Raw genomic sequence first — 17,004 nt, 5'->3', positions numbered from 1 at the left:
GGCAACAAGGTTTAAAAGAAGCGTTTGAGTATTTCGGTGGCGTACCCGAGCAGGTGCTGTGTGATAACGCTAAAGCGCTCATCATTGAGCGAGATGCTTATGCACAAGGCGAGCATAAGTTGCATGACGAGATGCTACAGATGTCGAAAGACTACGACTTCAAGCTGGTTGCTTGTAAACCCTATCGAGCCCAAACTAAAGGGAAAGTTGAGCGTTTTAACCATTATCTAAAAAACAGCTTCGTTGTGCCACTTCGCGCCGAATTGCGTGCGCAAAATCTTGAACTGGATGTACAAATAGCCAACGCAAAAGTCGGCCCATGGTTACAACGTGTAGCGAATCAACGCATTCATGGCACCACGTTAGCTGTCCCTGCTGAGCGCTTGCGAGAAGAAGTGAAACAGTTACTTCCTTTACCAAGGTTGGTACAGGGGGCAAACCAACACAAGTCTGCTCCAGACATCCGTATTGTGCCGCCGCTAGAGTCCATTAATCTACAACATCCTATGAACGTTTACGAAGCGCTGTTAGGAGGTGACCATGCTACTGCATGAACAAATCGGTCATCTCTGTGACTCACTGAAACTCAGCTCGGTTGCCGCCTCTTGGCCATCGTTGGCGGAGCAATGTATTGCTCAGGAAAAGAGTTATGGTGAATTTCTACGCGCTTTATTGGAAAGCGAGCAGCAACAACGAGACGAGCGCACCCGACAACTTTTCAGTCGTATGGCCGGTTTTCCCGCGCATAAAGAGTTAAGTACTTTTGATTTTAAGTTCGCCACCGGTGTTCCGAAACAGCAGATACAAGAATTAAGTGCGCTGACCTTCATTGAGCGTAATGAAAACGTGGTGTTGCTCGGGCCAAGCGGTGTCGGTAAAACGCATGTAGCCATCGGGTTGGGACTCAAAGCCGTACAAGCTAAAAAGAAAACGCGCTTTATCACCGCCGCTGATTTGATGCTGCAATTATCGACCGCTAAGCGACAAAACAAGCTGAAGCAATACCTCTCTCGCTCTGTGATGGCTCCAAGGTTATTGATCATTGATGAAATCGGTTACCTGCCGTTTGGGCGAGAAGAAGCCAACCTATTTTTTAATGTGATCGCTAAGCGCTATGAGTATGGCAGTATTATTTTGACCAGCAATTTATCGTTTGGCCAATGGCCTAGCGCATTTGCCGATGATGCGACATTAACGGCAGCGATGTTAGATCGACTGCTTCACCACTCGCATGTTTTGCAGTTAAGTGGTGATAGTTATCGATTGAAAGATAAACGACGCTCAGGAGCAATACCTGAGTAAAAGGGTGGATCAATTTTGATTGATCGTTTTTAAGCTAAAAGTGGATCAGTTTTCGGTGATCGTTGACAGTGCCCAAAGACGAGTCGTTGTATTCTGCTGACCGAATCTGGCTTCGTCTTGGAACCAGACATCAACCGACTCAAGGCTTATGTGGCCTGGGATCTTCAGGATCGTTTCGATTTTGAATTTTTTTAAAATCGTCTTGGACTTGCTGTGATTGTTTAGGGTGCTTTGAACGAGAGGTTATCCAAGAAAAGCCCATATGATTAAGTAAATAATAAATGGAGTCAGGATGATAATGTTTGCCAAATTCGTTGACGATATAGGCATGAATATCGTTACCCGTTAAGCGTCCGCCAGAAGAGTCAGACGCGCGCGCTTTAATAAACTGACTTAACTGCTCACGTTGCTCAGGGGTAAGAAAGGCGGGTCGCCCAGTCCTTGGCTTTTCTTGAAGACCTTCGAGCCCGTGCTCTAAAAAGGTTTGAACCCATTTGTTTACGCTAGTGCGGCTCACTTTTAGGTATTTGGCAATTTGTGTTCGAGATTGTCCATCTTTGAAATGAGCAAGAGCCAGTAATCTCATTTTCATCTGAATGGATTTTTGCTGACTGGCGAGCTTTTTAAAGTCGATATTATTAAGGCTATTCATGACGAATGACGGTAGTAGTTAAATAGCCTTAATTAGATCATATTTTTTATTTAGATTGGTATTATTTCTGGATATAAAAAAGCAGAGCTCTGTAACCCTGCTTTCTGTAGAATTCGTTTCTATGTCTGTTTCGAGTTACTGACTTGTATTGTTAGTGTCAGTTTCAAGTTTTTGCTCTGCTTTTTTCGATTTTTCAATCATGGGGGTAATGGTTGAGCCTTGAACCAAAATGGAGAAAACCACAACGGCATAAGTCATGACCATTAAAATCTCTTTGACATCAATTAATTTATCAGGAATCACCATGACTCCTGCAGGGATGGATAAGGCCATTGCTAAAGCTAACCCACCACGGAGCCCTCCCCACGTCAGAATTTTTACAGACCATGGATTGTAACGACGAAAGCGTTTGAAGCCCAAATAAGATATCCACACACTTAGATAGCGTCCACATAGTACTAGTGGAATAGCTAATGCCATTAAAATCCAATCTTCTTGATGAAATTCAAACAGTAACATTGACATACCAATCAGCAAAAATAATACGCCATTTAAAAACTCATCCACTAGTTCCCAGAAGTGATCGAGATGTTCTTCACTCTCTTTAGAAAAACCAATAAAACGAGTCCAGTTACCGATCATAATGCCTGACACCACCATCGCTAATGGACCAGAAACATGGATAACATCAGCAAAAACATAACCAGCAGTCGGGATACCAATGGTCAGTAATAGTTCCATTGAATGGTCATCGGTGGCACTAATCAAATAATGGAATAAGAGTCCAAGAAAAAAACCATAAACAATGCCGCCAATGGCTTCTTGAGCAAAGAGAGTGCTGACGCTAAGAATACTCGGAGTTTCATTTCCGAAGGCAATGATGAATAAAGTCACAAAAATAACTAAACCAAATCCATCATTAAATAGCGATTCTCCTTCTATTTGAGTCGCGATCCGTTTTGGCGCATCGAGTTTCTTGACGATGGCGAGTACAGCAATCGGATCGGTTGGTGAGATCAGTGAGCCAAAAAGTAAGCAATAAATAAGATCAAGTTGAATGCCTATAAATTGGCAAAAAGCATAAAGGATAAAGCCGATAAAAAAAGTTGAGAAGAGGGTGGCACCTAAGGCTAAAGCGATAATTTCCCACTTTTGGTCCTTTAAATTGGGTAACTTAATACCAAGTCCGCCAGCGAAGAGTAAAAATCCAAGAATCCCTTTAAGTAAAAAGTTTTCAAAGTTAATACTCGTGATCGTCTCAGTTGCAATTTGTTTCAAGTGAAAACCATCATTTTGCCCAGCAAGAATGATTAATAATGACAGCATCATAGACCCAGCAGTGATTGCAATGGTGGTTTGCATCTTAACTATTTTACTATTAATAAAAGCAATCATCATTGCGGCTGCCGATAAAAAGCATAAGGTGTAATAGACCGACATAGTTTTCTCATTATGTAACAAAATATGAGTGAAATTCTCGGTGGATTGTGAACAAATAGCAAACCTTTTCTGCGCAATATGGATCAGGTTTATGGGGAAAAACAATAAGATTTTAGACGTCTAGATTTCTAAATTTTCTATGGTAGGATGTGAATAAAGACAATGGAGTGAGGCTTTACAGTGGGAAGTAATATAAGACAAAAAATGGAAGCGCAGCTCAAACAGCGTATTTTATTGATTGATGGTGGTATGGGCACCATGATTCAGGGGTATCAGTTGCAAGAACTGGATTACCGCGGTGAGCGTTTTGCTAATTGGCACTGTGATGTAAAAGGAAATAATGACTTATTGGTGCTAACTCAACCTCAGTTGATCAAAGATATTCATTCCGCCTACTTAGCTGCGGGTGCGGATATTCTTGAAACCAATACCTTTAATGCAACGACGATTGCCATGGCTGATTACGACATGCAATCATTCAGTGCAGAAATTAACTTCGCCGCCGCCCAATTAGCACGTGAAGCCGCGGATGAATGGACAGCTAAAACGCCGGATAAACCCCGTTATGTCGCAGGTGTATTAGGACCAACCAACCGGACATGTTCCCTTTCTCCTGATGTTAACGATCCGGGATATCGAAATATTACTTTTGATCAACTTGTGATTGCCTATTCTGAATCAACGCGAGCGTTAATTAAAGGCGGGTGCGATCTTATTCTGATTGAAACGATCTTTGATACTCTGAATGCGAAAGCTTGTGCTTTTGCGGTCGATTCTGTTTTTGAAGCGTTAGGTGTGACTTTGCCGGTGATGATCTCCGGGACAATCACTGACGCCTCAGGCCGTACGCTCTCAGGCCAAACCACAGAAGCCTTTTACAATTCCCTACGCCATGTTCGGCCACTCTCTTTCGGTCTTAACTGTGCTTTAGGGCCGGATGAACTTCGACAATATGTTGCAGAACTGGCTCGTATCTCTGAAAGCTATGTTTCTGCCCATCCTAATGCTGGCTTACCGAATGCTTTTGGTGAATACGATCTCTCTGCGGAAGAGATGGCTGAGCATATTGCGGAATGGGCAGCCTCCGGCTTTTTAAACTTAGTGGGAGGGTGCTGTGGAACAACACCTGAGCACATTGCTGCAATGGCGAAAGCGGTGGAGGGGATCACACCTCGTGCTTTACCTGACCTCAACGTGGAGTGTCGTTTATCTGGCTTAGAACCACTCAATATTGGTAAAGAAACCTTGTTTGTTAACGTGGGGGAGCGAACTAATGTTACGGGCTCCGCTCGCTTTAAGCGGCTCATTAGAGAAGAACAATATGATGAAGCACTCGAGGTGGCTCGAGAACAAGTGGCTAATGGCGCACAAATCATCGATATCAATATGGATGAAGGGATGTTGGATGCCGAAGCCTGCATGGTTCGATTTTTACAGCTGTGTGCTTCTGAACCCGAAATATCCAAAGTACCGATTATGGTTGATTCCTCGAAATGGGAGGTAATTGAGGCTGGTCTCAAATGCATTCAAGGCAAAGGCATTGTGAACTCTATCTCTCTAAAAGAAGGGAAAAATAAATTTGTTGAACAAGCCAAATTAGTCCGCCGCTATGGTGCCGCTGTGATTGTGATGGCGTTTGATGAAGTCGGCCAAGCTGATACGAAAGAACGAAAAGTTGAAATATGCAGCAATGCCTATCGAATTTTAGTCGATGAAGTGGGATTTCCTGCGGAAGATATTATTTTTGACCCGAATATTTTTGCCGTGGCAACAGGCATTGATGAACATAATAATTATGCGGTTGATTTTATTGAAGCCGTTGCGGATATTAAGCGCAATCTACCACATGCGATGATTTCCGGTGGTGTATCTAATGTTTCCTTCTCCTTTCGTGGCAATAATTATGTTCGAGAAGCAATTCATGCCGTTTTCCTCTACCACTGCTTTAAAAATGGCATGGATATGGGCATTGTTAACGCCGGTCAGCTTGAAATTTACGATAATGTTCCCTTGTCTTTACGTGAAGCAGTGGAAGATGTTGTACTGAACCGTCGACCAGATTCAACTGAACGCTTATTAGAGATAGCAGAACAGTACCGAGACAATGCGGTAGGTAAGGTCGATGATCCAACACTGTTAGCGTGGCGAACTTGGCCGGTGGAAAAGCGCTTAGAACATGCTTTGGTAAAAGGAATCACCGAGTTTATTGTTGAAGATACGGAACAAGCCCGTCAACAAGCTTCCAAGCCGATAGATGTGATTGAAGGCCCATTAATGGATGGAATGAACGTAGTGGGCGATCTTTTCGGTGAAGGGAAGATGTTCTTACCACAAGTGGTTAAATCGGCACGGGTCATGAAACAAGCGGTCGCTTATTTAGAACCCTATATTAATGCGCTTAAACAAGCCGGTTCGACCAATGGAAAAATCTTGCTTGCCACGGTGAAAGGCGATGTGCATGACATCGGAAAAAATATTGTCGGTGTGGTTTTGCAGTGTAATAACTATGACATTATAGATCTCGGCGTTATGGTGCCTTGTGAACAGATCTTAAAGGTTGCTCGTGAAGAGAAGGTCGACATTATCGGCCTATCAGGGTTGATCACTCCGTCGCTGGATGAAATGGTACATGTAGCGAAAGAAATGGAGCGACAAGGTTTTGAGTTGCCTCTTCTTATTGGTGGTGCGACCACATCGAAAGCACACACGGCGGTAAAAATTGAGCAGAACTACCGTCATCCCGTGGTTTATGTCAATAATGCTTCTCGGGCTGTTGGGGTCTGTTCCTCATTATTATCCGATGAATTGCGCCCCGCTTTTGTAGAAAAACTGAATTTAGATTATCAACGTACCCGAGATCAACATGCGAGAAAGAAACCGAAAACTCGTCCAGTGAGTTTGGAAAAAGCACGATCCAATAAAGCGACCATAGATTGGCAAGCTTATACGCCTCCAGCTCCAGCTCAACCGGGCATCCATGTTTTTGAAACCTGCTCTGTGGCGACGTTACGCCACTATATTGATTGGACGCCTTTTTTTATGACTTGGTCTTTGATGGGGAAATATCCAGCAATACTACAGCATGAGGAAGTAGGGGAAGAAGCTCAACGCCTATTGAATGATGCAAATGAACTGTTGGATAGAGTTGAACGGGAAGGCATTTTACAAGCCAAAGGGATCTGCGGGCTATTTCCTGCTGCCAGTATCGGCGATGATATTGAAGTTTATACCGATGAAACGCGCTCAGAAGTTGCCCATGTGCTGCATCACTTACGGCAACAAACAGAAAAACCTAAGGGTGCAAACTATTGCTTAGCGGACTATATTGCCCCGAAATCGAGCGGTAAAAAAGACTGGATTGGCGCTTTTGCGGTGACAGGTGGAATTGGTGAGCGTGAATTAGCTGATGCCTATAAAGCGCAAGGTGATGATTATAACGCGATAATGATCCAAGCGGTTGCTGATCGTTTAGCGGAAGCGTTTGCCGAATATTTACATCAACAGGTTCGAAAGAAAATTTGGGGCTATGCGCCTGATGAAAACTTGGCTAATGAAGATCTGATTCGAGAAAAATATCAAGGCATACGTCCTGCTCCCGGTTACCCAGCTTGTCCAGAACACACAGAAAAAGGAACCTTGTGGAAGATGCTGAACGTGGAAGAAATGATCGGTATGTCATTGACTTCAAGTTATGCGATGTGGCCAGGCTCTTCTGTTTCTGGTTGGTATTTTTCTCATCCAGACTCGCGTTATTTTGCCATTGCTCAGATCCAAGACGATCAAGTGCAGAGTTATGCAGAGCGAAAAGGGTGGGATAGTTTGATGGCCGAGAAGTGGTTAGGCCCAAATATTAATGGCTAACTGTTCAATAAAAAAAGAAGGTCACTATCGGAGACCTTCTTTTTTAGTTTTTCTGAACGATTATGCTTGTTCAAATAGTTCCTGATGCAGTGTTTGAATCACCGCTTTTCCATCCTGACTGTTTACTAAGAAGCACAGATTATGAGCACTAGCACCGTAGCAGATCATGCGTAGATTGAAGTTTTCTAATGCACCAAAGACTTGTTTTGCATAGCCTGGGCGATCTTTCATCTTATTCCCAATTAACGCCACTAGACAAAGATCATGTTCCACTTCAACAGTACACAGCGCTGCTAATTCTTCGCGTACCGTTTGTGGTAATTCGGGATTGCCGCCAGAAGTATCTGTTTTATCTAGTGTCAAAGAGACACTAATTTCAGACGTTGTGATCAGATCAACCGAGATCTTATGTTTAGCTAAAATCTCAAATACCTTGGCTAAAAAACCGTAAGCATGAAACATTTTTGCACTACGTAATGTGACCATAGTTTGATTACAGCGTAAGGCTAACGCACGAAATGGCGGAGCGCTTTCCACGGCTTGACGAATCCATGTGCCTCCTTTTTCTGGTTCTTTTGATGAGCCGACAAAAACAGGAATACCATGACGAAGGGCTGGCACTAACGTCGATGGATGGAGAATTTTTGCACCAAAATTTGCCATTTCAGACGCTTCGTTAAAACTAATTTCAGCAATGGGGGCCGCTTTTGGAGCGATACGTGGATCCGTCGTATAGATGCCCGGAACATCAGTCCAAATTTCTAAGCCAGAAGCTCGGAGTGACTCTGCAATTAGCGCGGCAGAATAGTCACTTCCTCCACGTCCTAAAGTGGTCGTATTGCCCTGTTCATCAGAACCAATAAAGCCTTGAGTAATGACGACGTGTTGTTGGCAAAGTGGTAATAAGTGTTCTTGCACTAATTGTTGTAGTGCTTCGACTTGAGGTTCTGCTTGACCATAGTGAGTATCCGTCCGCATGACTTGGCGGATATCAAATCGTTGAGCATCGACGCCACGTTCACGCATTAATTGCGTTAAAATATGGGTCGACATTAACTCTCCGCAGGCGACTAAGTGATCAGTCAGCTTTTTGCTGGTTTGAAATGATGCCGCTTCTGCAGCACAGGCGACACTCTCTAAGATAGCATTCACTTCTGCGGCTACCGTGGTTGTATTTGAGAGCTGTTCGATGATCGAATGGTGGATTTCTGCCAATTTTTTAATAATGGCTTGGCGTTCTTCAGGTACTTGAATACCATGAGCAAGCTCAATTAATAAATTGGTTACCCCAGCGCATGCGCTGATCACAACAAGCTTGGTGTGTGGATTTTGTTCGATAATTGCAGAACAACGGCTCATTGCTTCGAAGTTTGCGACACTGGTTCCGCCAAATTTGGCCACATTGAATGCGCTCACGGTATTTCTCCCGATATTTCCTATAAATAAAAATGGTTGGTAAACCAACTTCCAATGTTTGAAGAGAGATAAATTAGAGCAAAGCAGAGGTAGCACAATAGGTAGGTTTCCTCAGAAGCTCTTCATCAGTCGATTCTGATGACAGTTGATAGGATTCAGCCCAATCAACCGATAAATCAAAGCCTCATCTTTGGTTTATCTCGGCACTACTCCCCCTCAATGTTTTGTTTGGGAGTTGAGGCTCCACAAAACATCTACCTGGGTAGTGCTCCTCTTCTGCTTAAATAGCCTATTCATTGAACGGTTTTGTTTCATGAATGTCAATCGTAAATGGTTTATAAAATGAAAAATTAAAATGCTCAAAATAAGAAACTGGTTTGACCTCTAGACTTCAGTCGAATTGTGACCAAGAAGGATTTGCATTAACCTTGATGTTGTTACTCTAAAAAGCAAGGAGCTGCTATGAGCATTCGTCGTTTTATTCCGCCCCATCGTATCCTAATGGGGCCGGGTCCATCAGATATTTATCCCCAAGTATTACAAGCGTTGAGCCGCCCAACCATTGGTCATCTGGATCCTTTGTTTATTGGCATGATGGATGAACTTAAACAGCTATTAAAATATGCCTTTCAGACTGACAATGAATTTACTATCGCGGTTTCTGCTCCTGGTAGTGCAGGGATGGAAGCTTGTTTTGTTAACTTAATTGAGCCCGGTGACAAAGTTATTGTCTGTCGTAATGGTGTTTTTGGTGAGCGAATGCGAGACAATGCGGTTCGCTGTGGAGGCGAGGTTATTGTAGTCGATGATGAATGGGGCAAGCCGGTCTCGGTGGATAAAGTTGAAGACACACTAAAGTCACATCCAGATGCAAAAATCTTAGCTTTTGTGCATGCTGAAACTTCAACCGGCGCGTTAAGCGATGTACAAGCTTTGGGGCGATTAGCAAAACAACACCATATGCTGACGATTGTGGATGCCGTCACCTCTTTAGGTGGTGTTCCATTATTCGTGGATGAATGGCAATTAGATGCGGTCTATTCCGGCAGTCAAAAATGTCTTTCTTGCGTCCCTGGCCTTGCTCCCTTAACGTTTTCACCGAAAGCGATCGAGAAAATTCAATCGCGAACGACGCCCATTCAAAGTTGGTTTTTAGATCAAAGTTTAGTCTTAGGGTATTGGAGTGGGGAAGGAAGGCGCAGTTATCATCATACGGCTCCGGTGAATAGTTTATACGCGTTGCATGAAGCGCTATTGTTACTCAAAAATGAGGGGCTAGAAAATGCGTGGGCCCGCCATCAACGGATGCATAACAAACTCAAACAAGGGTTAGAAAAATTAGGGCTGACGTTTGTGGTTGATGAAGCCAGTCGCCTGCCTCAACTTAATGCAGTTTATATTCCTTCAGGCGTCGACGATGTGGCGGTTCGTCATTGTCTTCTTAATGAATATAATTTAGAAATAGGAGCAGGATTAGGCGTTTTAGCGGGTAAAGCGTGGCGTATAGGCGTGATGGGATATGGTGCAAGATCTGAAAATATAGCCCTTTGTCTTAAAGCGTTAGAAGAGGTTCTTGCTTCGTGAGCATTGTTTTCGCCAAGCGGTCACTCATCGCTTGGCGAATGAAGAGGCGGTTTTAACCCGCCGATAAACTTGCTGATATTTTGGTAGGAAGTTGCTCGAGGGGGAGACTAAAATCATATTTAGGAAAAAGGAATTCAGCTTCAAACCTGATCTGTTCTGCTCGGCTATGATCTCCGATCCCCTGATAGGCTAAAATCAAATTATGATAAAACGCTGGTCGAGGTTTACGCCTAATGATTTGTTGTGACCAATTAATATAGGGTTGGATGTATTCCGCTTTTTGTTGGTGCAAGCCAATGTTTAAGTAAGTGCTATAAATATCCCAGTCAAATCTATCTTTCCATACCACAGGGTTGCTGATGTTTTGTAAAATATTTGGATCCCGCGGATAAGATTTTTCAAATTGAGTCAGTACATAATTGCTATGTAAAGCGCTAAGCATATACAGGCTGGTGGCTATTGGCAGCATTAAACTTGTGATACGTAATGAAGATTTGCTGATTTGGTTAAAGGGAATGACATGGTATTTTGCCACACGTTGTTCTATCCAAAACAACAAAATAATAAAGCTTATCCAATGAATCGCTGAATGGTAGAAGGGGTACTCTAATTGGCTGTGCAACGTAATTGGAATCAGTAAGGCAAGCATCGCGCGTCTGGTGCCTTTTTTCGCTGAACGTAATCGGAGCAAAACAAACCCAGCTGCGAGTAGAATCGCCACTAAAGGCAGTAACCCCCCTTCAACGCCCCAAAATAATAGCTCATTATGAGGATGATCCATTGCTGCAAGACCTGGTGGATAGCTTGGATTGAGTTGATGTTGGCGAGCAGTATAGAGGATATATTGCGTTTCAAATCTGCCATAGCCATAACCAGTAAATGGTTTTTCAATCAGCATATCCAGAGTTTGTGGGAAAGTGTATTGGCGAGGGCTTTCAATCTTGATTTTTTCTACCACTCGCTCGGCGCTACTTTGACTATACATAGCCATATAACCAAGAAATATGCCCGCTAATATGGCAATAAGCCAGTTGATAAAACGTTGTCTGGGTGAAAAACGGTGTAAATAAGGTAACAGTAGTATTACACCAAGCACGGTTGCCAGCCAACCAGTCCGAGAAGCAAGAACAATGAGTAAAGGCAGAGTTAGTAGAGGCGTTAAATAAAGTAACCCCACCTCACGTAAGTGTTTGTTGTATTTTTTCGGTTGGCGTGCCAGTAGATAGCCAGAGAGAATGAGGCCGGTGGCTAGAAAACTGGCCATAACATTCGGTTGCTGAAAAATACCATAAGGGCGGTTGGTATTGGTATCATATCCGAATGGATTACCCGGAGATAAGATAAAGTATTGGATGAGTCCCCATAGCGCTTCGATAAGACATGCTAAAATGATGTACCAAAGCAAGCGTTGCTTATGCGTATTACTAAAACGGAATTGCTGTAAAACGGTAAAGAGAATAAACCCCGCCCATAATCCAGTGAGCCGCCCAATACTACCTTGCCAATAGGCATTGGTATAAAAGATGGGAAGAGAAAGGATACAGCAGCAGACCAATAAAATGAATGTTAGCTTAGAATACCGTATCGATTGATAAGTCGCTAATTGATATAGACCAATTGCTATCGTAACACTGATTGCTATCCACGTGGTCGGATTAAAAGACAGAGCTAGCCCAGATCCTCCAGGATTCGGCATGAAAAAATGCATCGCCACTAAATAAACACCTCCCAGAGAGAGAATAAATGCTTTATTTAATGGTGCGATTGGCGGCTGAGGCTCAAGTCGTGTACCGCTCAGTAGCAAGGTTGCCATACGTCTCACTGTCTATGATGAAAAAAGAAACCAGCACTGAGTGACTGGTTTCTGTACTTTAACGTTTTTTTTTCTCTCAATATAGAGTTATCCCGCTAATATTGGTTTTAGAAAGCGAGCGGTGTGTGATCCTTCGACCTGCGCCACATCTTCTGGTGTGCCTTCGGCGATAATAAAGCCACCACCTTGGCCGCCTTCAGGGCCCAGATCAACGAGCCAGTCCGCCGTTTTAATCACATCAAGGTTGTGCTCGATAACCACCACTGTATTCCCCCTATCACGCAAACGGTGTAAAACGGTGAGTAACTGTTGAATATCGTGAAAATGTAATCCCGTTGTCGGTTCATCTAGGATATACAGTGTTTTTCCTGTATCTCTTTTGGACAACTCACGTGCCAATTTAACCCGTTGTGCTTCGCCTCCCGATAGCGTGGTGGCCGACTGTCCTAAGCGAATATAGGATAATCCAACATCGATCAAGGTTTGTAATTTACGAGCGATGACAGGGACGGGGGCAAAGAACGCATGAGCATCTTCAATGGTCATATCCAAAACTTCATCGATGGTTTTTCCTTTATAGCGAACTTCCAACGTTTCACGATTGTAACGCTTTCCTTTGCACGCATCACAAGGCACGTACACATCGGGTAAAAAGTGCATTTCAACCTTGATGACACCGTCGCCTTGGCACGCTTCACATCGTCCTCCTCGTACGTTGAAGCTGAATCGCCCGGGCTTATAACCGCGTGAGCGAGACTCTTGAGTACCAGAAAAAAGCTCTCGGATTGGGGTGAAAATCCCGGTATAAGTAGCAGGGTTAGAACGAGGCGTTCGGCCAATTGGGCTCTGATCAATATCGATAACTTTATCAAAGTGTTCTAGCCCTTTGATTTCTTTATAAGGTGCAGGCGTGGCAGTGGTTGCTCCGTTTAAAGCTGCATGCGCAATACTAAAGAAAGTATCGTTAATTAAGGTTGATTTACCTGAGCCAGAGACCCCCGTGATGCAAGTGAATAGACCAACTGGCAGTGAGAGGGTGACATTTTTTAGGTTGTTACCTGAAGCGCCAATTAACTGGACAGTTTTTTGGGGATCTCGAATCACGCGTTGTTTGGGAACGGCAATTTTCTTTACCCCACTGAGATATTGACCCGTCAATGAATCGGGGGTTGCAATGATGTTAGCCACATCACCTTCTGCCACAATTGTCCCGCCATGCACTCCGGCTCCTGGGCCAATATCAATCACATGATCTGCCATACGAATGGCATCTTCATCATGTTCAACCACCAGTACAGTATTACCGAGATCCCGTAAATGAGTTAAGGTTTTCAGCAGTCGCTCATTATCCCGTTGATGAAGACCAATCGATGGTTCATCCAATACATACATCACACCCACTAATCCGGCACCAATTTGACTGGCTAAGCGAATTCGTTGCGCTTCCCCCCCAGAAAGGGTTTCTGCACTGCGTGATAAATTGAGATAATTTAGCCCGACATTGACCAGAAATTGCAAACGGTCGATGATCTCCTTCATCACCTTATCGGCAATTTGTGCTCGTTGACCTTCTAATTGGAGTGATTGAAAAAAGATTAATGCATCGGCAATGCTGAGTTCGACCACGTCAGGCAGTGCGGTATTATGAATAAACACATTACGAGCTTCAATACGTAAACGCGTTCCATGGCAACCGGTACAGGGCTTGGTCGAGATGTATTTCACTAACTCTTCGCGGACTGAGTTGGACTCAGTTTCTCGATAGCGACGCTCTAAATTATGCAATATCCCTTCAAAGGGATGGCGTTTTACTCGAATATCCCCACGATCATTCACGTATTTGAATTCAATCTCACTACGCCCTGATCCTTGTAAAATCACATCTTGGATACGTTTCGACAGTTTATTAAATGGGGTATGTAAATCAAAATTATAGTGTTCTGCTAATGAGGTGAGCATCTGAAAATAATAGTAATTTTTTTGATCCCAACCGCGAATCGCTCCCTGTGCAAGGCTTAAGCTTGCATCTTGAATCACTCGGGTAGGATCAAAATATTGTTGTACACCTAATCCATCACAAGTTGGGCAGGCACCTGCCGGGTTATTAAATGAGAATAAGCGAGGCTCTAGTTCACGCATACTATAGCCGCAGTGTGGGCAAGCAAAGTTGGCTGAGAAAATTAGCTCTTCCCCTTCTTCTTCCATCGGGGCTATCACCACAAGCCCACCTGATAACTCTAGGGCTGTTTCAAAGGACTCAGCTAAACGTTGCTGGAGATCGGTGCGAACTTTAAACCGATCAACCACCACTTCAATGGTATGTTTCTTATGTAATTCTAGTGTGGGAGGGTCGGTGAGATCACAAGTTTCACCGTCAATACGGGCCCGGATAAATCCCTGTGCTGCTAAATTTTCTAATGTTTTAACGTGTTCGCCTTTACGCTCTTTGATAATGGGAGCAAGCAGCATCATTTTTGAACCTTCAGGGAGGGCCAATACTTGATCAACCATTTGACTGATGGTTTGCGCCGCGAGAGGAACGTGGTGTTCAGGACAGCGGGGTTCGCCCACGCGCGCATAAAGTAAGCGTAAATAGTCATACACCTCAGTAATTGTTCCTACGGTTGAGCGAGGATTATGCGAGGTGGATTTTTGTTCAATAGAGATAGCAGGAGAAAGCCCTTCGATGTGATCGACATCGGGCTTTTCCATTAAAGATAGAAACTGCCTAGCATAAGCGGAAAGCGATTCCACATAACGACGCTGGCCCTCTGCGTATAGCGTATCAAAAGCGAGAGAAGATTTTCCCGAACCGGATAAACCGGTGACGACAATTAACTTATCACGGGGAATCGTCAGGTTAATATTCTTTAAATTATGGGTACGAGCACCACGTACTTCGATTGTGTCCATCAGATCAACTCTATGTAATGCCAAGTTGCACAAGTATTACATAGAGTGAGATTTGTGCAATAACTACTGGATAAAAAAACAGTGATAAATTAAAGCCACCCAGTGGATGGCTTTAAAAATCGGGAAAAATTAATGATTAAGACTTTGTGGTAGATTGTTTGGCCAGAGTGACATGCTGTTCATTTTGTTGGTATAAATGCTCATAACAGTAATTGGTTGCTTCAATATACCCTTCTACGCTGCCGCAATCGAAACGTCTACCTTTAAATTTATAGGCAAGTACGCAGCCTGCTTTCGCTTGTTTGAGTAGGGCATCGGTGATTTGGATCTCGCCCCCTTTACCGGGTTCGGTTTGCTCGATAAGCTCAAAAATATCAGGAGTAAGAATATAACGGCCAATAATGGCTAAATTGCTTGGTGCGGTACCGGGTTCTGGTTTTTCAACCATATCATCGACACGGAACAGGTCGTCTTTAATCACTTCACCGGAAATCACCCCATATTTATGGGTTTCATCGACGGGCACTTCTTGAACGGCAACAATTGAACAGCGAAATTGTTTATAAAGCGCGACCATTTGCGCTAGAACGCCTTGCTGTTCATTGACACATAAGTCATCGGCTAAGACGACCGCAAATGGTTCGTCACCGACGAGTTCTCGTCCAGTTAAAATGGCATGGCCTAAACCTTTCATTTCACGTTGACGAATATAGGTAAATTGTGCGGTTTCGATGATCTTTCGAATATCGATCAATAATTCTTCTTTGTTGGTACCACGAATTTGGTGCTCTAACTCATAGTTCATATCGAAATGATCCATGATGGCATGTTTGCCTCGTCCGGTTACAATACACATCCCCGTCATTCCCGCCTGAATTGCTTCTTCAACGCCATATTCAATCAATGGTTTATTGACGATAGGCATCATCTCTTTTGGCATCGATTTGGTTGCTGGGAGAAAACGGGTGCCGTAGCCTGCTGCCGGGAAAAGGCATTTGTTAATCATAGTAAAAGCCCTATTATTATGAATTATCAATAGAAAAAAGACCGTATCACTTTTTCATATCGAGCCGTTGTTAGCCAAGTTTTGTCTAGCTTGCAACCGCTTATATGATCAAAACAATACGGTAATTTTTGTCTATGGTGAATAATGAATTACAAGAGTGTCGCAACTTTACCATGTTCTGTTTTGAGTATTCAGCACATTCTCGGCATTATGAATTGAAAATGTGCTGATAGACTCAATTAAGAGAAGAGACGTTGGTTGGCCCATGCAATGGCTTGAGTTCGGTTTTTGACCGATATTTTCTTAAAGATCTGATATAGATGGGACTTTACCGTAAATTCGCTAATGAATAAATTTTCCGCAATGTTCATATTGGATGCTCCTGTTTGTAAGCAGCGTAATATTTGAAGCTCTCTTGCGGTGAGGTTTATAGTGGCCTTAATTTGATGCTCTTGAAAAATGTAACGGTAATAATGCAGTAATTGACTAGAGACATGACGAGGTAGCCAGTTTTGCCCATTGATAATTTCAGCTAAGCCATGTGCTAACTTGTCCGCCGTTTCCGTTTGGTAGAAAACTCCTTTTAAATTCCCAAAATTTAACAGCGTATCGGTATGGAGTCGTTTTTCTACATTAAATAGAATGGTTTCCAAATGAGGGCTGGTGAGTTGTAATGGGCCAAGGCGTAGTCTGATTGATTCATGTTGTTGATGATCCAATAACAAAATTTTATGTTTTGAGTGTTGATAAGCACTAATCAGTTGCTCTGGTTCGATTTTTGGAATAGGAATAGCGAGCTGTTCAATTGCATCACGTAAAAGAGGCGGCGTGGCACTTTTCTCATCTAACGTTAGATAATATATGGTTCGAGCATAGTTTGATCTTGGCATGACTGCATCCTTGAGTATGGCGAAGATTAAGTATTATGAGCACCATGCCGAACAATGAGGCTTGATGCGAAACGAGAATGTTTATTTTGCGTGGCTTTTCAATATGACAAGTAAATGAGGATATTAT

The 17,004-nt window shown here is 43.3% G+C and carries 10 protein-coding genes, 1 pseudogene and 1 riboswitch; of the genes and pseudogenes, 4 read left to right on the top strand and 7 right to left on the bottom strand.

The features are described from left to right. Together FKN05_RS16910 and istB are read left to right on the top strand one after the other, a co-directional pair. Positions 1-111 (top strand): annotated as a pseudogene (locus FKN05_RS16910) (IS21 family transposase); the annotation flags it as partial. A gap of 429 nt (positions 112-540) precedes the next feature. After that, entirely contained in the window at positions 541-1,302 is a 762-nt protein-coding gene (istB, locus tag FKN05_RS08050) for an IS21-like element helper ATPase IstB (RefSeq protein ID WP_170887212.1), read from the top strand. 139 nt (positions 1,303-1,441) lie between these two features. Here the strand turns inward: istB and FKN05_RS08045 are convergent, their stop codons facing one another. Together FKN05_RS08045 and FKN05_RS08040 are read right to left on the bottom strand one after the other, a co-directional pair. After that, positions 1,442-1,954 carry an IS630 family transposase gene (locus FKN05_RS08045; RefSeq protein ID WP_170887211.1) on the bottom strand — a complete coding sequence of 171 codons (513 nt, stop codon included), beginning with the start codon at positions 1,952-1,954 and terminating at the stop codon, positions 1,442-1,444. A 135-nt stretch (positions 1,955-2,089) separates the two neighbouring features. Next, positions 2,090-3,394, bottom strand: a complete 1,305-nt coding sequence (locus tag FKN05_RS08040) for a cation:proton antiporter (protein WP_099611669.1) — start codon at positions 3,392-3,394, stop codon at positions 2,090-2,092. A 204-nt stretch (positions 3,395-3,598) separates the two neighbouring features. On the opposite strand from FKN05_RS08040, the gene metH reads away from it, so the two are divergent. Next, positions 3,599-7,255, top strand: a complete 3,657-nt coding sequence (gene metH, locus FKN05_RS08035; RefSeq protein WP_212752260.1) for a methionine synthase — start codon at positions 3,599-3,601, stop codon at positions 7,253-7,255. 60 nt (positions 7,256-7,315) lie between these two features. Here metH and lysC read toward each other — a convergent pair whose 3' ends face one another. After that, the gene (gene lysC, locus FKN05_RS08030; protein ID WP_170887209.1) at positions 7,316-8,671 is read right to left on the bottom strand and encodes a lysine-sensitive aspartokinase 3; all 1,356 of its coding nucleotides are present in this window, start codon (positions 8,669-8,671) and stop codon (positions 7,316-7,318) included. A gap of 107 nt (positions 8,672-8,778) precedes the next feature. Beyond that, positions 8,779-8,955: riboswitch (Lysine riboswitch) on the bottom strand. 178 nt (positions 8,956-9,133) lie between these two features. On the opposite strand from lysC, the gene FKN05_RS08025 reads away from it, so the two are divergent. After that, on the top strand, positions 9,134-10,255 hold the full coding sequence (locus FKN05_RS08025; RefSeq protein ID WP_170887208.1) for a pyridoxal-phosphate-dependent aminotransferase family protein: 1,122 nt from the start codon (positions 9,134-9,136) through the stop codon (positions 10,253-10,255). 52 nt (positions 10,256-10,307) lie between these two features. Here FKN05_RS08025 and FKN05_RS08020 read toward each other — a convergent pair whose 3' ends face one another. The 4 genes from FKN05_RS08020 to FKN05_RS08005 form a co-directional block, all read right to left on the bottom strand. Then, a complete protein-coding gene (locus FKN05_RS08020) occupies positions 10,308-12,068 on the bottom strand; it encodes a PglL family O-oligosaccharyltransferase (protein ID WP_161427260.1) in 1,761 nt (586 codons plus the stop codon). An 87-nt stretch (positions 12,069-12,155) separates the two neighbouring features. Further along, positions 12,156-14,981: an excinuclease ABC subunit UvrA gene (gene uvrA, locus FKN05_RS08015; RefSeq protein WP_099611672.1), complete on the bottom strand. Its 2,826-nt coding sequence runs from the start codon at positions 14,979-14,981 to the stop codon at positions 12,156-12,158. A 136-nt stretch (positions 14,982-15,117) separates the two neighbouring features. Then, positions 15,118-15,987, bottom strand: coding sequence for a UTP--glucose-1-phosphate uridylyltransferase GalU (galU, locus tag FKN05_RS08010; RefSeq protein ID WP_099611673.1), 870 nt, complete (start codon positions 15,985-15,987; stop codon positions 15,118-15,120). A gap of 239 nt (positions 15,988-16,226) precedes the next feature. After that, complete coding sequence (locus FKN05_RS08005) at positions 16,227-16,877, bottom strand: LuxR C-terminal-related transcriptional regulator (protein ID WP_099611674.1); 651 nt, start codon at positions 16,875-16,877, stop codon at positions 16,227-16,229. Positions 16,878-17,004 lie beyond the last annotated feature (127 nt).

The sequence above is a fragment of the Vibrio sp. 1-1(7) genome (assembly GCF_013048485.1).
Classification (GTDB): Bacteria; Pseudomonadota; Gammaproteobacteria; order Enterobacterales; family Vibrionaceae; genus Vibrio; species Vibrio fujianensis.
This window is presented reverse-complemented; position numbering and strand designations above follow the sequence as displayed.